Source organism: Campylobacter sp. CFSAN093224 (assembly GCF_012897395.1).
In the GTDB taxonomy this organism is placed as follows: Bacteria; Campylobacterota; Campylobacteria; order Campylobacterales; family Campylobacteraceae; genus Campylobacter_D; species Campylobacter_D jejuni.
The window spans coordinates 1466415-1485967 of record NZ_CP040607.1; the positions used below are offsets into that span (position 1 = coordinate 1466415).

The window sequence follows — 19553 nt, forward strand, 5'->3', positions numbered from 1 at the left end:
TTTTAAGATTAAATTTGAGATTTTTTGTTAAAATAATTATCTAAAATAGAATTTTATATATTTTTAGGAAGAAAAATGTTAATAGAATTTAGAGTGGAAAATTTTTTATCTATACAAGATGAGCAAGTTTTAAGTATGGTTGCAAGTAGTGATAATACTTTTTTAAATTCTCATATTAGTAATTATGGAAAATTAAAATTGTTAAAAAGCAGTGTACTTTATGGAGCAAATGCTTCTGGAAAGTCAAATATTATAAAAGCTTTAAAAACTATGAAAACTATAGTTATATCTAGTGCAAAAAAACAAAGAGGAGATAAACTACCTATAATTCCTTTTTTATTAGGAGATGAAGATAACAAACCTACAAAATTTGAAATTATTTTTATACAAAATGACACAAAGTATCAATATGGCTTTATTTTAAATTCTGAAAAAATTTTAGAAGAATGGCTTTTAGTTTTTGGCGAAAGCAATAGAGCGCAAAAGTGGTTTGAAAGAATTTACAATGAAAAAGAAGAAAAATATAATTATTCTTTTGGAGCTAAATTTTTAGGTTCTAAACAATTATGGGCTGAAAACACTAGAGATAATGCTTTATTTTTATCTGTGGCTATTCAATTAAATAATGAGCAATTAAAACCTGTATTTGATTTTTTTAACCTTAAGCTTCAAATAGCAAATTCGCAAGGCTGGGATAATGGAATAAATATTACGATTAATGAATATGAAAAAAATAAAGAATTGATCAATAATTTTTTTAAAATAGCTGATTTGGATATAGAAGGTGTAGAGATTAAAACAAGCGATATTGATGAAAATTCATTACCACCAGATATTCAAATTCTTCCGCAAGAAATCAAAGAAAAAATCATTAAAGAAGTCAAAAATATCCGAGAATTAAAAAATGCAAAAATACTAGAAGATATATCTTTTATGCACTTAAGTCAAAATAATCAAATAAAATTTTTAAATTTTAAAGATGAGTCAGATGGAACGCAAAAATTTTTTAATTTAATAGGCATTTGGATTAAGTCTTTAAAAAGAGGAAATATTTTAATAATAGATGAGCTAAATACTCATTTGCATCCTTTGATGACAAAATTTTTAGTAAATCTTTTTCACAATGAAAATTTAAACAAATCAAATGCTCAGCTTATTTTTACCACTCACGATACTTCTATTTTAAATCAAGATGTATTTAGAAGAGATCAAATTTGGTTTTGTGAAAAGCAAAATAAAGCAACCAAACTTTATCCTTTAAGTGATTTTAAAGTGAGAAAAGATAAAACAAATTTAGAAAATGATTATCTTTTAGGGCGTTTTGGAGCTTTGCCTTATTTTAAAGAAATATTATCATTTTGGAGTGATAATGGGAACTGATGATTTACGCAAAAAAAGAAAAACAAAAATAAGAGATAGAAAAACAAGAAAAAACGAATATGAAGCTATACTTATAGTATGCGAAGGTGAAAAAACAGAGATTAATTATCTAAAACAATTAAAAAATTTTTTTAGATTGAATAACATAACAATAGATATTATTCCAAGCGAGAACTCAAGTCCTTTACAAGTGGTTAAATTTGCCAAAAAGAAAAATGATCTATTTGATTATAATGAGGTGTATTGTGTATTTGACAAAGATACACACGCAAATTTCATAAAGGCACAAAAAGAATGTGAAAAATATATAAAAGAATATATAAAAGAAGATAAGAATTTTAAATTTGAAGCAATTATCTCAAATCCTTGTTTTGAATTTTGGATACTTTTGCATTTTACATGCACCACAAAACCATTTGGTACAAATAGCCCTTGTAATGAATTAATTAATAAGGATTTAAAAAAATATATAAAAGATTATAAAAAGGATTATAATTTTACAAATATTATAAAGCAAAATCTTAGTACAGCTATTACAAATGCTCGAAAGGCAAATAAAGAAGCAGAAAAAAATAATTATGAAAGCTCATATACCTTTATGGATAAACTAGCGATTAAATTTCAAGAATTGAACAATGCAAAATAACATAATGACAAATTTACCGCAGGGTTGGAAAATGGAAACACTTGGTGAAATATTATCAAGTGATAAATACTCTATAAAAAGAGGGCCATTTGGAAGTGCTTTAAAAAAAAGCTTTTTTGTAGAAAAGGGTATTAGAATTTTTGAACAATATAATCCTATAAACAATGATCCACATTGGAAAAGATATTTTATTTCGCATGAAAAATTTCAAGAATTAGAAGCGTTTAAGGCAACAGAAGGCGACCTACTAATTAGCTGTTCTGGAACTTTGGGAAAAATAGTAGAATTACCCAAAGATACAGAAATGGGGATTATAAATCAAGCACTTTTAAAAATAAGGCTTAATAATATAAAAATCTTAAATAGCTATTTTATTTATTATTTTAATTCTCCAATAATGCAAGAGAAAATTTTAGAATCCACCTTAGGTTCAACAATCAAAAATATAGCTAGTGTAAAAATTCTTAAACAAATCGAAATTCCGTTACCGCCGCTCAAAGAGCAAGAAAGGATAGTGGGAATTTTAGATGAGAGTTTTGCAAAGATAGATGAGAGTATAAAAATCTTAGAGCAGAATTTGCTAAATTTAGATGAGTTAATGCAAAGCGCCTTGCAAAAAGCTTTCAATCCATTAAAAGACAATGCTAAAGAAAACTATAAACTCCCACAATCTTGGGAATGGAAAAGCTTAGAAGAGATTAGCGAAAATATTTCTGCGGGTGGAGATAAGCCAAAAAACTGCACAGAAAGTAAAACTGCCAAAAATCAAATCCCTGTTTATGCAAATGGTGTAAATAATAATGGTTTAGTTGGATATACAGATAAAGCTACCATTATAAAACCTTCTTTAACTATATCTGCTAGAGGAACAATAGGTTTTGTTTGCATTAGAAAAGAACCTTATTTTCCTATTGTAAGGCTTATTTCTTTAATTCCTTGTGAAAATATATTATGCTTACATTATTTATATTTTTGTTTGAATTTTTTTATAGCAAAAGGTGAAGGTTCTAGTATTCCGCAACTTACTATACCAAAATTTAAATCCCTACAAATCCCCCTACCCCCACTCAAAGAGCAAGAGCAAATCGCAGAGCATTTAGATTTTGTCTTTGAAAAGGCAAAGGCTTTAAAAGAGCTTTACACTAAAGAACTAAAAGATTATGAAGAGCTTAAGCAATCCTTACTTGATAAAGCTTTTAAGGGAGAATTATAATGTTAAAAAATTTGCCAAATTTTAACACATTGGCTTGATATGTTAAAAATTTTTGATTTTTTTAACATATTTTTTTATAATGTTAAAATTTTTAGAAAAAATTAACATATTGGAAAATTATGAAAGAATTTATACCTCAAAAATTGCCTTTAAATATAGAATTAAATGCAAATATTTATAGTCTTATCATTAAAGCTTCTAGAAAATTAGCAGAGTTAAATGGACTTAGTAAAAGTATACCAAATCCAAGTATTTTAATCAATGCTTTGATTTTGCAAGAAGCAAAAGATTCGAGTGAGATAGAAAATATCATCACAACACATGATGAACTTTTTTTATCACGAGTTGATGAAAACAAACTCACAAGAGCAGCAAAAGAAGTGAAAGATTATGAAAGTGCTTTGAAAAAAGGATATGAGTTATTAAAAAAAGAGCAGTTATTAAGAAATGCACATATTTTAGAAATTCAAAAAAGATTAGAAAGAAATAATGCAGGTTTTAGAAAACAAAGTGGAACTATGCTTAAAAATCCTATTACAGGAGAAATAAAACACATACCACCCCAAAATCCTAATGATATACAAGAACTTATGAGAAATTTAGAACTATACATTAACGATGATAGTTTAGATGAATTTGATTTTTTAGTAAAGATGGCAATTATACATTATCAATTTGAAAGCATTCATCCTTTTTATGATGGCAATGGCAGAACGGGTAGGATTATAAATATACTTTATTTAGTATATAAAGGACTTTTGGATTTTCCTATTTTATATCTTAGTGCTTATATAGTAAAAAATAAAGATGAGTATTATAAGCTTTTGCAAAAAGTGCGTGATGAAGGGGATATTTTAAAGTGGATAGAATACATACTTAAAGGCATAGAGCAAACCGCTGTAAAAACTATTGAAACTATTATTAAGATAGAAAAAATGATGTCTAATGTAGGTGAAATTTTACAAAATAAAACGAATTTTTATAGTAAAGATTTTGTGGAGCTTTTGTTTTCTCATCCTTATACAAAGATAGATTTTTTAATAAAAAAATTAGACATTTCAAGACAAAGTGCTTCAAAATATCTTAAAATTTGTGAAAATTTAGGAATATTAGAGTGTATTAAAATGGGTAGAAGTAATTATTATATAAATATAGAACTTTTAAGACTTTTTAGAAAAGGAATTTTTTAAATGCAAAATAAAATCGATAAAATCACAGATATTCTAAGAAGAGATGATGGCATAAGTGGTGCTATGCACTATACAGAGCAGATTGGCTGGATACTTTTTTTAAAATTTTTAGATGATTATGAGACAAATTTAAAAGATTTAGCGTTTTTAGATGGCAAAGATTATAAAAGCATTTTGCAAGAAAATTTTAGCTGGAGTGTTTGGGCAGTGCCTAAAAAAGATGGCAAACTTGATGTAAAAAATGCTTCAAGTGGATCGGATTTGCTTGAATTTGTAAATAAAGAGCTTTTTCCTTATCTTAAAAATTTTAAAAATAATGATGATTTTAAAAGTATAGAGTATAAAATCGGTGGAATTTTTGAATTTATAGACAATCGCATAGCAAATGGACATACTTTAAGAGAAGTGATAAATATCATTGATGAGATTAGTTTTAATAAAGAAGATGAAGTATTTGCCTTAGGTGAAGTTTATGAAAAACTTCTAAAAGATATGGGTAGCGATGGTGGAAATAGTGGAGAATTTTACACCCCTCGTCCTTTGATAAAGACTATGGTGGAAGTAATAGATCCTAAACCAAAAGAAAGAATTTATGATCCTTCTTGTGGTAGTTGTGGATTTTTAGTTGAGAGTTTTTTACATATTTTATATAAAGACAGAACCAAAGGCAAAAAAGCAAATTTAAGCGTAGAAGAGCTTGAATTTTTAAAAAATGATGCTCTTTTTGGTAAAGAAAAAACTCCGCTTAGCTATGCAATGGGCGTTATGAATATGATATTACATGAAATTTCAAGTCCAAATATCATAAAAACAAATACTTTAAGTAAAAAAATAACAGATATAACAGAAAAAGATAAATACGAAGTAATACTTGCAAATCCACCTTTTGGTGGCAAAGAAAAAGAACAAATTCAAGAAAATTTTCCTATAAAATCAAATGCTACTGAACTTTTATTTTTACAGCACATTTTAAAATCTTTAAAAAACAACGGAAGATGTGCGATCATTGTGCCTGAAGGTGTGCTTTTTCAAAATTCAAATGCCTTTGTGAGTGTAAAAAAAGATTTACTAGATGATTTTAATTTAGAATGCGTTTTGAGTTTGCCAAGTGGGGTATTTTTGCCTTATAGTGCTGTTAAGACTAATGTGCTTTTTTTCTCTAAAGGTAAAAAATGTATTTGTGAAGGCGATGGAGTTTATTACTACGAACTTATACCGCCTTATAAACTTACTAAAAATAAGCCTTTAGAATACGCACATTTTAAAGAATTTCTAAAATGCTACAAAGAAAGAAAAATCACTGCTAATTCTTGGCTTGTTAGCAAAAAAGAGCTTGAAGAAAGAAACTATGATCTAAGTGCTAAAAATCCAAATGTAAAAGAAGAAAAAATCCTAAGAACTAGCGAAGAGATTTTAAATTCTTTAGAAGAAAATCTAAAAACACAACAAGAATATCTAAATGAGCTTAAAAGCATACTAAAATGATTGCAAGTTTTTTGATAAAAACTAATTTACAAATAACTTCTAAGCTCAATTTACAATAAATATTTATTGCTTGCATTCTACTTTTTAATATCATCAAGCAAATTTAGGGCATTTAAAGCTTTTGGATAACCGATATATGGAATAAGAGCTGCAATGATATTTAGCAAATCTTTTCTACTTTGCTCCATGTTAAGATTGCCTTGTATGTGAGCTTTTACTTGATTTTCTAGCCCACCAAGTGAGATAAGATATACAAGGGTTAAAAGCTCTCTAGTTTTTAGATCAAGTCCCATGCGTGTATAGTAGTCTCCAAAACAATTCGCACTCAAAAAATCATTTATAAAAGCTTTATCTTCTGGTGTAGTTTCTATCATTTTAGTGATATTGGCTTCACTAAAAATAGCATTTTGTATTTCCCTGCCTTTTATTTTGCGATTTTCTTGCGTAGTAGTACCTTGTGGAGTTAAAACTAAGGCGATATTTAGTTTTTTAAACACTTTATTGCAAAGGCTTAAAAAATCACATACTCTAGCAAAACCCACATAAGGCGTAGCTTGATAAATCACTTCTTTAATGACAATAGGACTTATATCGTTCTTGATTGCACCTTGAAGTAAAGCTTTAAACTCTATTTTTCCACCTACTGCTAAAGTAGAAGCAAGGGTGATTAAAAAATATTTTTGTGTATCCAAATTTGCTTTTACAAAACTCTCGCCAAAAGTAAAATTAATGTGATTAGTAAAAAACTCCTTATCGCTTGTAAAAAGCAGTTTTTCTTCCACTTTTCCAAAAAATTTTTCAAAATTTTCTCTTGCTTTTTGTCTTAATTGCATGGTTTTATCCTTTGTGATTTTTAAAGTTTATAAAAAAGAGCATTTAAAATACTCCAAAAAAAACATAAAAGTTTTTATAAAATTTTTATGTTTTATTTACAAATTTCTTTACTCTCTTGCTTCTTTTAAGGCATTTTCATATTCTTCATCGCTAACAAGCTCAAGCCATTCTACATTTTTACCCTCTTTCTCGCCTGTAAGTGCTATGTGTGCTCCACTACTTGTATTAGTTGCACCATGAAAATGCTTTACTCCTATAGGACAGCTTATGACATCGCCTTTTTTAGCTATAAAGGCTTTTTGGCCTGGAACTTTTGTGATGATTTCACCCTCTGTTACGATTAAGGTTTGTCCTTGAGGATGAGTATGGCATGCACTTCTAGCACTGACTTCAAATTCAACTAAAGCCCCACTAAAATTTCTCCACTCATTTGATTTAAACATCATAGAAACTTTTACATTTTTGCTAAAAAATTTACTATCACCTTTAAAACTTCCATGAATTCCTGCTTTTTCTAATTCTTGCATTTTACCTCATTTTTTAGTATTATAAAACATGAGAGCTACTCTAAGTCAAGTAAAAATTTAAAATCTTAATTTCATTTTTTCTATCCTACTTCTTACAAAAATCATGATAATTCCTAAAATCAACAAAACAATAGTATTTACGATAATATAACGCGTATCGCTCAAAGAAATCACAAGTCCACAAATAGCAGTTCCGGTGCTTAATCCTATATTGGCCACGCTTATAAAAAGTCCATTGCTAAAATTAGCAGCCTTTGGAAAGGGATAACTTATCATAAAATGCGTGCCGTTATTCATCACACCTGCTAAAATTCCTAATATAAAGGCAAATATTATAAGTATAATTTCACTATAAAAACTAAAAAGTAAAATATAAAATCCTATCATAATTAAAGGTGTTAAAATCAAAGTAAAATTTGCGTTTTTAACAAGGGTCTTTCCGGCTATATAATTGCCTATAATATTTGAAAAACCATAAATAGCCAATACAATACTAATTAAAGTAAAATTCATCTTTCCTACACTATGTAAGAAATCAGAAAAATAAGAGTAAAAACCCCAAATTCCAGCATTTATACAAATAACACAAAGTATGCTAATCCATAAAAGTGGGTATCTTAAAATAAGCAATTGTTTGCTTATTTTTACAGAATTTACTTTTTTAAAATCAGGAACAAAAAATAAAGTTGCTATAAAAGATAAGGTATTTAAAAATACAAAAAATAACATTGCCATTTTAAAACTAAAATTTCCACCAAAATAACTAGTCATAGGTACACCCAAAACCATTCCAGCACTAACTGCTGCAAAAATCTTAGCTGTAGCTTTTGGAATTTCTTTCTTATCTTCGACCAAATTTGCAACCATACTTAGAGCAAGAGCTATATAAATAGGATGAAAAAAAGCAGGAATAGCTCTTAAAATAAGCAATTGCCAAAATTCACTCACAAAAGCAGAAGTTAACGAGCTTAAGATAAACACAGCTAAACAAATAAGCATAAGTTTTTTAGGATTGAAATTTGCACAAAGCAGCGGGACAATAGGGGCGCAAAAAGTTATCACGAGTGCAAAAATACTCGCACACCAACCCGCATCTGAAATACTTACACTGAAATTTTGAGAAACAATAGGAATTATACCCATCATCCCTAGTTCTGTGCTCAAAATCCCAAATACCCCTAAACAAAATACTAGAATAATTTGAGTACTTGAAGCTTTATTTAAATTTTTCATTTTATCCTTTCAATTAATATTTTTAAAAGTATAAAAGATGAGAGTAGGTCTAAGTCAATAACCTAAAATAAAAATATTTATCTATATTAAATAAAATCTTTAGAAAAATTTGAAACTTCAAAATAAGCATTTAAAAGAAATAAAAGATGCCTTAAAAGCATAAGGCATCTTTTATTTATAGGCTTATTACTCCAATGCGTGTGTTTTCATAGCAAGAATTAAGCACTATGTCTATCATAGCACTAGCATAATCACTATAGCTGATTTTACTTTCATTGTTGGCATTAATTTCAAATTTTTCACCTATGATTTTATAATGATTGGTTTTTGGAAGTTCTGGTGAAAAATAGCAGATGTGCTCACATATACCCATTTAAAGCCTTTTTCATTACGTAAAAATTTCCAATACTTCTGCACTTGCTTTAGCTATATCCAAATACTCTTTAAGAAAATCAGGTATATCCATAAGTCTTGTAGTATGATTTTCATCCATATACAAACTTCCAATACCCCATATAACAAATAATTTAGCCTTGCTTCCTTGCAAAATTTTACTCAAGCATTCTATGTGCTTTTTATGTAAGCTTAATTTTTCCCATTCTCCAAAAGCGTCGATAATAATATCAAAATCTATCAGATCTTTAAAATCAAGCTCAAAAAGATCTTTTTGCGCTATTTTAGCTTGAGGTAAAAATTCATTCATTTTAGAGTTATTGCGTATAAAACATACTGGTTCTAAATTTCTGATCAAACGCAAAGTTTACGCAGAAATTCCTCCAATAGTTGAATACTTACTTATATCTTTAGGCAATAGTTTAGAATCCATCTTAAAAAGTCTTGAGAATTAGGGAAATAGCTATAAAATATCGTTTAAGAAACAAATTAATATATCAATATATATTGACATATTAATTTATATATGTTATATTTTTGGAAATATTTTTACAAAGGATAAAAAATGCAGTCTTTTTTAAATACTTTCAAAGAGTTTTTATATCTATTTACTGAGCTTTCTGTACTTTTTATAGCTATTTCTTTTTTAGTTTCTATTATCAATCAAAAATACGAAGGAATTTTTAAAAAACAACTTGCTGGTGATAAAATTTCAAGTTATTTTAAAGCTATATTTTTAGGTGCTTTAACGCCATTTTGTTCCTGTTCTACCATACCGCTTTTAAGAGCTTTTTTGGAAGCGAAAGTAAAACTTAGCGTAGCTTTAGCTTATCTTTTTACTTCACCTCTTATTAATCCTATCATTTTTTCCATGCTTTTTATAGCTTTTGGTTTAAAGTTAAGTTTGACTTATGTGGTTTTTTTGGTATTTTTGATATTTATTGTTTCTTTTGTTTTTTCCAAATTTAAGGAAGAGAGTTTTTTAAAACATATCCCTAAAAATACAAAATCAAATATTTTTACCCAAACCACTCACAATCCTAGCAATTTTATTTTTAAACAAAAATCATGCTGTGCAAATACTCAAGATAAGCCTAAAAATATAACGATAAACTATAAAGAATTATTCAAAGAAAGTTTGAAAAATTATAAAAAATTATTACCCTATATCGTTGTGGCAGTTTTTATCGGTGCTTTTATTCATGGTTTCATTCCTCAAGAAATTTTACAAAAATACCTAAATGGGAATGAAATTTTAAGCATTGTATTAGCGGCTTTTTTAGGAATTTTCCTTTATTTAAGAGTAGAAACTATTATTCCTATAGGCTTAGCACTTTTGCAAATGGGAATTTCCCAAGGAGTGATTATGAGTTTTTTAATCGCTGGTGCTGGATGTTCTTTACCTGAGCTTATTTTACTCAAACAAATGTTTAAAATAAAATTTTTATTTTTATTTGTTATGATTATTTTAGGCGTGGCTATATCTTTTGGAATTTTTATTAATTTAATTTAAGGAAATAAAATGCAAAAATTTTTAACCATTATTTCAGCAATCAATGATGAAAGTAGGGTTTTGATTTTGCATCATCTTTTAAGATACAAAGAACTTTGTGTTTGTGATCTACAAGAGCTCTTAAACATGGGTCAATCAAGACTTTCAAGACATTTAAAAATTTTAAAAGATGCAGGTTTTTTGTATGTAAGGCGTCAAGGAACTTGGGCGTATTATGGGATTAATAATGAGCTTTTAAAGCTGCATTTAGATCTTTTTGAAAATATCAAAAGTTTAGAGCTTAAAAATGTTATTAAAAAAAATGAAAATATTATTACCCAAATTTGCCCTTAATATAAAATCAACCCTTAAACTTATACAATTTATCACAAGGTTGATAGTCCTTGCTTTCTGGATTAAACCCATCGACTTCATTTGCAAGCATTTCTTCATAAATTTTTATCTTTTTGCTTAAAACTTTTTCACTTTCTTTTAATGTTTTAATCTGGTTTTGTAATTTTTTCTTTGTTTGCTTTAACATCTCTTGTCTTTCTTTAGCAGTTTTTATACCCAAAGAGCAAAGTTTTATATAATGTTTGATTTGTTCTATTGGCATACCTGAAATTCTAAGCCATTCTATCCATTTTACCCATTCTATATCGCTTTTTGAAAAATATTTCACACTATTTTCATCTTTTTGAACAAAAGGAAACAAACCTTTTTTAGCCCAAAATCTTAAAGTATGAGCACTAATTTTTGTTTCTTTTTCTACTTTTTTTATAGCATAAGCCATATTTTCTCCTTTATTTAAGATAAAAATAAAAATTTATTTTATTTTTTTGTGATAAAATAATAGCCAAATTATTAGTTTTATGCTAAAAATAACAAAGATTAAAAGGAAAATAATGAATAGTATTAAAATCAAACTTTCTCTCATTGCAAATTTAATTGCAATTTTTGCCTTAATTGTTCTAGGTATTGTAAGTTTTTATTTTACAAAAACCTCACTATATGAAAGCACTCTTAAAAATCAAACTGATCTACTTAAAGTCACACAATCTACCGTTGAAGATTTCCGTTCCACAAATCAATCTTTTACTAGAGCTTTAGAAAAAGATATCGCGAACTTACCTTATCAATCTTTAATCACTGAAGAAAATATTATTAACAATGTTGGTCCAATATTGAAATATTATCGTCATAGTATAAATGCACTAAATGTTTATTTAGGTTTAAACAATGGAAAAGTTTTACTTAGTCAAAAATCTAATGATGCAAAAATGCCTGAATTACGTGATGATTTAGATATAAAGACAAAAGATTGGTATCAAGAAGCTTTAAAAACAAATGATATTTTTGTTACACCAGCATATTTAGATACAATTTTAAAACAATATGTAATAACGTATTCTAAAGCTATTTATAAAGATGGCAAAATCATAGGAGTACTGGGTGTCGATATACCATTAGAAGATTTGCAAAATTCAGTTGCAAACACTCCTGGAAATACTTTTTTATTTGATCAAAAAAATAAAATATTTGCAGCAACCAATAAAGAATTATTAAATCCATCCATTGATCATTCTCCTGTTCTAAATGCATATAAAACACATGGAGACTATAACTTTTTTACTTATGGATTAGACGGCAAAGAAAGACTTGGAACTTGTACTAAAGTCTTTGCTTATACAGCTTGTATTACCGAAAGCGCTGATATTATAAATAAACCTATTCATAAAGCTGCATTTATTCAAGCCATTGTTGTCATTATTGTAGTAGTATTTAGCGTCATCCTCCTTTATTTCATCGTATCAAAATACCTCTCCCCACTTGCAGCTATCCAAACAGGTTTAACTTCATTCTTTGATTTTATCAACTATAAAACAAAAAATGTTTCTACTATAGAAGTAAAAAGCAATGATGAATTTGGACAAATCTCAAATGCTGTAGCTCAAATTGATCAAACTACTAAAGATAATGTTGAAATTGCTAATGAATCAGCTATTATTTCTAGTACAGTAAGTGATATAGCTAATAATATCTTAGAAGATGTTAAGAAGAAAAGGTTTTAATCTTAGATAACTAGCTAAAAAGCTAGTTATCTCTAATTTACTTATTGATTTAAAATTTGATTTTTACTCTTACATAAATTCTGCCAATTTGAAGCACTTTTGATTTCAAGACATTGTTTTAAAATTTCTTTTTCAGCTTGTATATTTTGCATTCTTTCATAAGTTAAAGCTTGGATATATAAAGCTCTTGCCTTATCCTTATCTGAAAGTTTTAATTTAAGCAAATCTGTTAAAACAGCTAAACTTTCTTCATTTTTATTGATTTTAGCCAAAGTATCAAGATACATAAATTCCAAATTAGGACTAAAAAGATTTATACCTTTAAAATTTTGATAGTCAATGGCCTTAGGTGCGTAAGTTAAAATCGTTGTTTGCATATTATGATCATTAGCATAAGAAAGTAAAGCATCGTAGGCTTCTACCATACTAAAATTCATTGGAAAACTTTCTAAAATTTGCAAAATTTTAATGGCTTGATTGTAGTCATTTAAGCGCAATAAAGACAAAAATTGCAAATAATAAGCCTTAAAATTCTCATCATCGCTTTTTAAAATTCTAGAATTAGCTATATCTTTAGAAATTTTGATCACCTGAGGATATTGTTTATTATCAAAAAGAATAGATGCTTTTTGAAGACCATAAAATATAGAATCTTCATTATAATTTTTATCTATATAATCAAGTGCTTGTTCAACATTAGAAGTTCTGATAAGACAAGCTAACATTTGTTTTTTATTCTCAATTTTCTGACCTATATCATAAGCACTAAAACGCATAAAAATATTTGCAGCATTGATACAATTATCAGCTTTTATGGCATTTTTTAAATCATTAATGGCTGCTTTCTCTAAAAATTGAGTAGCATTTGGAATTTTTTTACTTTCTATAAGATCTTTATAAGCTAAAATAGCACTAAAATTTCCCTCTTTATAATAAAGTGCAACATCTTCATCTAAAGCTTTATTTGCAATATTCTCATCTTTATTTGCATATTGCTTCATTAAATCTGTATAACGCTGATGCAAAAAGCTTGCATTATTATCACCTAAAGCAAAGAATACCTCATCACTTGCTTTTTTAATTTCATCTAAATACTTACCATCTAAATAATCATCCATATACAAATCAAGGTATTTTTTAGCATCACTAGATCTGTTAATATGTGATAAAACTAAGGCTAAATCTTTTAAAGTTTCTTCATAACTTGGATCAAGTTTGGACATTTTAGCAAAGGTATCTTCATAAATACTTGCACTTATATCAAATTGTCCTTTTTGATTAAATAATTTAGCAAGTTCTAAAGATCTTGGAATATCTTTTCCAAAATATTCAGGATTGGCTTTTAAAATGGTATTAATATATTCTATAGCTTTATTTACTTGCTCATTTGAAAGCAAATTCTTTGCCAAACTCATAGCTGCTCTTGCAGCTAAATCTAAATTTTTTGTATTAAAATAAGTATTTTCATAGATATTTACAGCTTTTTCTTTTTCATTTAAATTATAAATATAATCTGCATAATCAAGTTTTGATAACTGAGTAAAATAATTATTAGGTTGTTCATTATCCAAAATCGACATTGTATACTCTACATCAGCACGCTGAGCTAAAGCGATATAAGTTTTTAACATTATATGTAAAACTTCTGAAAAATTTTTATCACTTGTAAAAGTACGCATCCAATTTTTAGCATCATCAATCATCTTTTCTAAAATTTGCTGATCGCGTATACTTGGATCTTGAGTGTAAAGTTTATTTTGAGCTCTTAATTTATAAAGTATAAATTCACTAGTAAAAATACTGCCACGATATCTATTGATAGCATTTTGTGCATCAATCACCACTTGATTGTAATTAGCCTTATCGTATTCTTTTTTGATGCGTAAATAAGTATTGATATCTGCACTTTGAGGAATAACAACAGGATCAGAATTTAAATCCAAAGCTCCAACATAAGGCAAACTCTCATGTGGAAAATTGATATTAAAATCAAGTCCATCATAGTCTTTAATAGGTGCTAGTTCTGGTGCAAAAATAAAAGTAAAAGCCTTACTTTTATGCGAACTTGATGAACTGAGTTCTTTATCTATATAAATATTTTGAGAAGTGTCAAACATTCTTGCTTGTATTTTTGGCAAAATGATCATTTTAATTTTTTGAGCTTCTTGTATAAATTTTAAATCAAAAGCAGAAAAACTCTGATCTTTTAATTTATTATCAACCATACCTGCAATATCACATTCAAAATGAACTTTTGCTTCGGTAATAAATTTTTGACATGTAAATTCTAAATCATTACTCGCATGTAAAACTGCAAAAGCTTGATTATTTTCGCGACCCGTGTTTAAAACAAGCTCAAAAGCAAAAGCATTTAAAAAACTTAATAAAATTAAAAATAATATTCTCATAAAATAATTATAGCAAAACTCTTATAACATTAACAATATAGCAAAAGTGCTTACACAAACACAAAAAGCTAAAATAAAATTTTGTATAAAACTAAACTTAATATTATGAACCCTATCATTTTTCATAAATAAAACATGAATTAAAATCTTTAAATACGCATAAAGCATAATAACAGAAGATAAAGCCACAAAAAGCGCCAAATACCAATATCCATTTAAAATTGCTGTATTTAAAATCATAAATTTACCCCAAAACACTCCAAAAGGCGGGATACCTGCTAAAGAAAGCACACTAATGCTTAAACAAAAAGCAATTAAAGGTTTTTTAACCAAAAGCCCATTTAAACTCTCATAAGAATTATTCTCATAATTACTTAAAATCATAAATACAGCATAATTTGCAAAAGCAAATAAAGTCCAATATCCAAAAATAGCAAGCAAAATTCCATCAAAATTTTGTTCTTTTAATAAAGGAATGCAAGCTATCAAAACCAAAGAAGAATGCACTACAGAACTATAAGCAAACATTTTTTTGATATTGTTTTGACTTAAAGCCGCAAAAGCGCCTATAAGCATAGAAAAAATCGCTAGAACTATTATGATATATTCAAAACCTGTATTATTTAAAAAATCAAACAAACGAATAACCACAACCAACATGGCAACTTTTGGCACAACTGAAATAAAAGCAACCAAATTTGTATGTGCTGCATAATACACATCTTTAAGCCAAAAATGAAAAGGTGCCAAAGAAAGCTTGATTGCACAAAGAACAAAAATCATCACTCCAGCACCCAAAAGCATGGGATCTTTTTGAAACTCATTTTTTAACGCTAAATTAGCAGATAAATCTAAAGTTCCTGTTTTTAAATAAATAAAAGCTACAGCCATAACAAAAAATCCAGCTCCTACAGCCGCTATACTAAAGTATTTTATCGCACTTGAAATAGCATTATCACTTCCACGCATTGCTATTAAAGTATAAAGCGCTAAAGAAGAACTTTCAAGTCCTATAAAAATAAGTACTAAATTTGAGCTTGAAACCATCAAAAGCAAAGATGCAATCATAAATAAAAATAAAGCATAAAATTCACCTTGATTTTCTTCTTTTTGCATTAAAAGATATAAAAATGAAAAACACAAAATCACCAAAGAAGCATAAAATGAAACAATATCATTATTTAAAGTAGCCAAAAAAGCTTTTGCTTCTAAACCTTGAGCATTTGCATTATTTAAAATCAAAAAAGCACTTACAATCAAAGACAAAGAACTTATGCCGATATAAAACGATCGATGAAATTTCCAAAAACCAGAGCAAAGCAAAAGAACTATTGCAGTTGTAATTAAAAATAAAAATGGATAAGATAAGCTTATATTTAAAAGTTCTAAATTTAAAAAATTATTTAACATTTGCCTCTCCTATTTTAGATAAAAAATCTAAAGTATTTTGCTCAACAGCTCTAATATTCATTGTTTTTATAAGATTATCCACATCTTTTTGTATCGGCTTTAAAAGTATATTTGGCATAAGCCCTAGTCCAAAAATCATTACTACAATGCACACAAGCGCTACTATTTCTCTAAAACGTAAAGAAAAACCCTCTATAAAGCTTTGTTTTTGCATGAAAAATATTTTTCTAAATACTGCGAACATATAAATCGCTCCTAAAATAATCACCAAACCTGCCAACAAAGCGTAAAATAAATTAATCTTTGCTATACCTAAAAGAATTAAAAACTCTCCCACAAAAGAAACAGTTAAAGGCAAAGAAACGCTTGCGAGTAAAATTAACATAAAGAAAATTGAAAATAAAGGTGCTTTTTTGGCCAAAGAATGGTAAAAAGAAATATCATAAGTATGATATCTTTGGTATAAAAGTTCAACCATTAAAAATAAAGTTCCTGTTACAATACCGTGTGCAAACATATAAAAAACTGCACCACTAATACCCAAAGCATTTAAAGAAAAAATTCCCAAAATCATCACACCAAGATGTGAAATAGAACTATAAGCAATCAATTCTTTAATATTTTCTGCTCTATAAGCAATTAAAGCATTATAAACGATACTTACTATACATAAAGCTACAATTAAAGGCATAAAATACACACTCGCATCTGGAAAAAGTGGTAAACAAAAAAGTAAAAATCCAAAAGGAGCCATTTTAAAAACTACAAGCATTACAGAAACAAGTATAGGCGAATTTGCATAAACCTTAGGTGCCCAAGTATGAAGTGGAAATAAAGGAGCTTTGATAGCAAAAGCGATAAAAAATGCTCCAAAAAGTAAAAGTTGCTCTGTAAAATTTGCTGCTGAGGCATTATTTTTCCAAATTTCCAAGTCAAAAGTGAAGATATTTAAAAGCTGATAATTTAAATAAGCTTGATAAATCAATGCTACAAGCATTAAAATTGAACCCGCAAAAGCATAGATAAAAAATTTCACCCCTGCTCTAAAATCTTTACCATAAACTCCCATAATATAAAGCAAAGGCAAAAGAGAAAATTCCCAAAAAACATAAAACAACAAACCATCTTTTGCGCTAAAAAGTCCCATAATAGCAAATTCTAAAAAGAATATACAAGATATAAGCGCTTTTTGTTCTAGTTTCAAAAATAAAAAGCTTAAAAATATCATCAAAGAACTTAAAAGCATCAATACAAGTGCAATACTGTCTACTCCTACATGAAAGCTAAAAAATTTCAAAATTTTAAAAGAGAGATTATAATCAAAGCTTACCCCTTGTAAAAAATCCGCAAAAATATCCAAATTTAAAGCCAAAATCATAAAACTTACAACAACGCTAAAAACCTTAACGCCTCCGCGATTTAATAGCAAAACCACAAAAGCAGAAATTAAAGGAAAAAATATCAAATAATTTAGCATTTTACACCATCCATACTAAAATCAACAAAATCACAAAAGCTGCCACCAAAAACCTAAGCATTAAGTTTAAGCTGTTTGGCATAATCATTTTTTGTGAAATATTTTGAGAATACAAAGCAATTTTTTCAACTATTCTATCAAAAATATAAAGATCACAATGCTTTAAAATCGCACATAAGCTTTCATATTTTGAAACGATAAATTGATGATAAAACCTAGGAATAAAATAATCATTACTTAAAAGTTTATGAATTTTATTTTCTTCAATACTTTCCTTAAACCAAGAATTTTTATAAGCAAAAATAGCCAAAATTGCACCCAAAATAGCTGCTACACTCGCACAAATCATTACAATTTGATTTTGCGCATCAATAAAAACTAATTTTGTGCTTAAATATTCAAAAAAACTATGTTCGAAAAATCCTGCAATAATAGCTAAAACCATCAAAGGACTCATAGCCAAAAGTGCGATTTTACTTGCTTCATGTGGATGTTCATCATGTCTTGCAGGGGTAAAAAATACCAACATTAAAAGTCTAAAGCTATAAAATGCTGTTAAAAAAGCTGCGATTAAGAGCACTAAAAAAATACCATGGTGAAAAGAAATGAAAGAATATCCCAAAATCAAATCTTTAGAGAAAAATCCTGCAAAAGGATAAATTCCTGCTAAAGCTAAAGATCCTATACACATTAAAATAGCTGTAATTTTTAAAGGTTTAAAAAGTCCACCCATTTTTTTAATATCTAATTTATCATTCATAGCATGCATTACATTTCCAGCGCCTAAGAAAAGTAAAGATTTAAAAAAAGCATGCGTAGCTAAGTGAAATAAAGCTATACCATAAGCCCCAAGTCCTGCAGCCACAAACATATATCCAAGTTGCGATAAGGTAGAGTAAGCAATAATGCGTTTTAAATCCCTAACCACCAAAGCCATAGAGGCTGCAAAAATCGCTACAAAAGCTCCGAGTAAGGCAATAATATAAGAAACTTCAGGAACTAAATCATAAAGCGTACTCGCACGAATTACCAAATAAACCCCCGCTGTTACCATGGTTGCTGCATGGATTAATGCAGAAACAGGAGTTGGCCCTGCCATAGCATCAGCAAGCCAAGTGTGAAAAGGAAATTGTGCAGATTTTCCCATAGCCCCTATAAATAAACAAGTTGCGATTAAGATCAAAGCATTGTGATCTAGGCTTTGTGCCATGGAAAAAACTTCATCATATTTTAAAGTTCCTGCTTGCAAATAAAGCCAAAAAATTCCTAAAAGCATACCCAAATCCGCAATACGATTCATAATAAAAGCTTCATTAGCCGCAAAAGAATAAGTATCATTTTTATACCAAAAACCTATGAGCAACCAAGAGCAAAGCCCAACGCCTTCCCAACCTACGAAAAGTCCTAAAAAATTATCACTCATGACTAAAAAAAGCATAGAAAAGACAAAAAGCCCCAAATAAGCAAAAAATTTATTAAAACCTTCATCATGAGCCATATAAAAAATACTATAAAAATGCACACAAGTGGCTACAATACCTACAATACTCATCATAGTAAGCGAAATAGCATCTATATCAAAACCAAAATTTACTCCAGCAAACCATTCAAACAAACTCACATTAAAAGCTTCATTGCAAAAAAGCAAATACAAAGAACAAAAAGTACTCAAAGCTACTAGAAGTGAACAAAATATCCCTACGAATTGTTTTTTCTCACTCAAAGCAAAACAACTTGCAAACAAAAAAGCTACAAAGGGACTAAAAAGAGAAATCAAAGCCAAATTTTGCATA

Annotated in this window: 16 protein-coding genes and 2 pseudogenes; 9 read left to right on the forward strand and 9 right to left on the reverse strand. The window is 28.1% G+C overall.

Annotated elements, in window-relative coordinates; all coding sequences use genetic code 11:
- Positions 1-75: 75 nt before the first annotated feature.
- The 5 genes from FBF11_RS07455 (at position 76) to FBF11_RS07475 (ending at position 5914) form a co-directional block, all read left to right on the forward strand.
- Positions 76-1380: an ATP-binding protein gene (locus FBF11_RS07455; RefSeq protein ID WP_002875309.1), complete on the forward strand. Its 1305-nt coding sequence runs from the start codon at positions 76-78 to the stop codon at positions 1378-1380.
- Positions 1370-2026, forward strand: a complete 657-nt coding sequence (locus FBF11_RS07460; RefSeq protein ID WP_002875308.1) for an RloB family protein — start codon at positions 1370-1372, stop codon at positions 2024-2026. Before FBF11_RS07455 ends, FBF11_RS07460 begins: the two co-directional genes overlap by 11 nt.
- Positions 2016-3239 (forward strand): restriction endonuclease subunit S, encoded by a 1224-nt coding sequence (locus FBF11_RS07465; protein ID WP_237924959.1) that lies wholly within the window; start codon positions 2016-2018, stop codon positions 3237-3239. The genes FBF11_RS07460 and FBF11_RS07465 overlap by 11 nt, the downstream gene beginning before the upstream one ends.
- 119 nt (positions 3240-3358) lie before the next feature.
- Entirely contained in the window at positions 3359-4429 is a 1071-nt protein-coding gene (locus tag FBF11_RS07470; protein ID WP_052799325.1) for a Fic family protein, read from the forward strand.
- Positions 4430-5914 (forward strand): class I SAM-dependent DNA methyltransferase, encoded by a 1485-nt coding sequence (locus FBF11_RS07475; protein WP_052799324.1) that lies wholly within the window; start codon positions 4430-4432, stop codon positions 5912-5914.
- A gap of 77 nt (positions 5915-5991) precedes the next feature.
- On the opposite strand, the gene FBF11_RS07480 is transcribed toward FBF11_RS07475, so the two are convergent.
- From FBF11_RS07480 to FBF11_RS07495, 4 genes and pseudogenes are all read right to left on the reverse strand, one after another.
- Complete coding sequence (locus FBF11_RS07480) at positions 5992-6747, reverse strand: carboxymuconolactone decarboxylase family protein (RefSeq protein ID WP_168977481.1); 756 nt, start codon at positions 6745-6747, stop codon at positions 5992-5994.
- Positions 6748-6855: 108 nt separating this feature from the next.
- Positions 6856-7275 (reverse strand): cupin domain-containing protein, encoded by a 420-nt coding sequence (locus FBF11_RS07485; protein WP_002901921.1) that lies wholly within the window; start codon positions 7273-7275, stop codon positions 6856-6858.
- 57 nt (positions 7276-7332) lie between these two features.
- Positions 7333-8508, reverse strand: a complete 1176-nt coding sequence (locus tag FBF11_RS07490) for an MFS transporter (RefSeq protein ID WP_002924228.1) — start codon at positions 8506-8508, stop codon at positions 7333-7335.
- A gap of 175 nt (positions 8509-8683) precedes the next feature.
- Positions 8684-9253, reverse strand: a pseudogene (locus FBF11_RS07495) (NAD(P)-dependent oxidoreductase); the annotation flags it as partial.
- On the opposite strand from FBF11_RS07495, the pseudogene FBF11_RS07500 reads away from it, so the two are divergent.
- The 3 genes and pseudogenes from FBF11_RS07500 to FBF11_RS07510 form a co-directional block, all read left to right on the forward strand.
- A pseudogene (locus FBF11_RS07500) lies at positions 9252-9356 on the forward strand (winged helix-turn-helix transcriptional regulator); the annotation flags it as partial. The pseudogenes FBF11_RS07495 and FBF11_RS07500 overlap by 2 nt on opposite strands.
- A gap of 110 nt (positions 9357-9466) precedes the next feature.
- Entirely contained in the window at positions 9467-10414 is a 948-nt protein-coding gene (gene arsP / locus FBF11_RS07505; protein ID WP_052799321.1) for an organoarsenical efflux permease ArsP, read from the forward strand.
- Positions 10415-10423: 9 nt separating this feature from the next.
- Positions 10424-10747 (forward strand): metalloregulator ArsR/SmtB family transcription factor, encoded by a 324-nt coding sequence (locus tag FBF11_RS07510; RefSeq protein WP_085056738.1) that lies wholly within the window; start codon positions 10424-10426, stop codon positions 10745-10747.
- A 7-nt stretch (positions 10748-10754) separates the two neighbouring features.
- Here the strand turns inward: FBF11_RS07510 and FBF11_RS07515 are convergent, their stop codons facing one another.
- Entirely contained in the window at positions 10755-11186 is a 432-nt protein-coding gene (locus FBF11_RS07515) for a MerR family transcriptional regulator (RefSeq protein WP_052803216.1), read from the reverse strand.
- A 79-nt stretch (positions 11187-11265) separates the two neighbouring features.
- On the opposite strand from FBF11_RS07515, the gene FBF11_RS07520 reads away from it, so the two are divergent.
- Entirely contained in the window at positions 11266-12465 is a 1200-nt protein-coding gene (locus FBF11_RS07520; RefSeq protein ID WP_115768235.1) for a cache domain-containing protein, read from the forward strand.
- Between the two features lie 41 nt (positions 12466-12506).
- On the opposite strand, the gene FBF11_RS07525 is transcribed toward FBF11_RS07520, so the two are convergent.
- From FBF11_RS07525 to nuoL, 4 genes are read right to left on the reverse strand one after another with little or no spacing between them, the layout of a single operon-like run.
- Entirely contained in the window at positions 12507-14873 is a 2367-nt protein-coding gene (locus FBF11_RS07525) for a flagellar protein (protein ID WP_168977482.1), read from the reverse strand.
- A gap of 21 nt (positions 14874-14894) precedes the next feature.
- Positions 14895-16283, reverse strand: a complete 1389-nt coding sequence (locus FBF11_RS07530; RefSeq protein ID WP_057043539.1) for an NADH-quinone oxidoreductase subunit N — start codon at positions 16281-16283, stop codon at positions 14895-14897.
- Positions 16273-17760, reverse strand: coding sequence for an NADH-quinone oxidoreductase subunit M (locus FBF11_RS07535; RefSeq protein WP_002882849.1), 1488 nt, complete (start codon positions 17758-17760; stop codon positions 16273-16275). The genes FBF11_RS07530 and FBF11_RS07535 overlap by 11 nt, the downstream gene beginning before the upstream one ends.
- 1 nt (position 17761) lies before the next feature.
- The gene (gene nuoL / locus FBF11_RS07540; RefSeq protein ID WP_002860047.1) at positions 17762-19552 is read right to left on the reverse strand and encodes an NADH-quinone oxidoreductase subunit L; all 1791 of its coding nucleotides are present in this window, start codon (positions 19550-19552) and stop codon (positions 17762-17764) included.
- Position 19553 lies beyond the last annotated feature (1 nt).

Coding starts and splice junctions, on each gene's coding strand:
- FBF11_RS07455 (WP_002875309.1), top strand. CDS start 76: ATGTTAATAGAATTTAGAGTGGAAAATTTTTTATCTATACAAGATGAG.
- FBF11_RS07460 (WP_002875308.1), top strand. CDS start 1,370: ATGGGAACTGATGATTTACGCAAAAAAAGAAAAACAAAAATAAGAGAT.
- FBF11_RS07465 (WP_237924959.1), top strand. CDS start 2,016: ATGCAAAATAACATAATGACAAATTTACCGCAGGGTTGGAAAATGGAA.
- FBF11_RS07470 (WP_052799325.1), top strand. CDS start 3,359: ATGAAAGAATTTATACCTCAAAAATTGCCTTTAAATATAGAATTAAAT.
- FBF11_RS07475 (WP_052799324.1), top strand. CDS start 4,430: ATGCAAAATAAAATCGATAAAATCACAGATATTCTAAGAAGAGATGAT.
- FBF11_RS07480 (WP_168977481.1), bottom strand. CDS start 6,747: ATGCAATTAAGACAAAAAGCAAGAGAAAATTTTGAAAAATTTTTTGGA.
- FBF11_RS07485 (WP_002901921.1), bottom strand. CDS start 7,275: ATGCAAGAATTAGAAAAAGCAGGAATTCATGGAAGTTTTAAAGGTGAT.
- FBF11_RS07490 (WP_002924228.1), bottom strand. CDS start 8,508: ATGAAAAATTTAAATAAAGCTTCAAGTACTCAAATTATTCTAGTATTT.
- arsP (WP_052799321.1), top strand. CDS start 9,467: ATGCAGTCTTTTTTAAATACTTTCAAAGAGTTTTTATATCTATTTACT.
- FBF11_RS07510 (WP_085056738.1), top strand. CDS start 10,424: ATGCAAAAATTTTTAACCATTATTTCAGCAATCAATGATGAAAGTAGG.
- FBF11_RS07515 (WP_052803216.1), bottom strand. CDS start 11,186: ATGGCTTATGCTATAAAAAAAGTAGAAAAAGAAACAAAAATTAGTGCT.
- FBF11_RS07520 (WP_115768235.1), top strand. CDS start 11,266: ATGCTAAAAATAACAAAGATTAAAAGGAAAATAATGAATAGTATTAAA.
- FBF11_RS07525 (WP_168977482.1), bottom strand. CDS start 14,873: ATGAGAATATTATTTTTAATTTTATTAAGTTTTTTAAATGCTTTTGCT.
- FBF11_RS07530 (WP_057043539.1), bottom strand. CDS start 16,283: ATGTTAAATAATTTTTTAAATTTAGAACTTTTAAATATAAGCTTATCT.
- FBF11_RS07535 (WP_002882849.1), bottom strand. CDS start 17,760: ATGCTAAATTATTTGATATTTTTTCCTTTAATTTCTGCTTTTGTGGTT.
- nuoL (WP_002860047.1), bottom strand. CDS start 19,552: ATGCAAAATTTGGCTTTGATTTCTCTTTTTAGTCCCTTTGTAGCTTTT.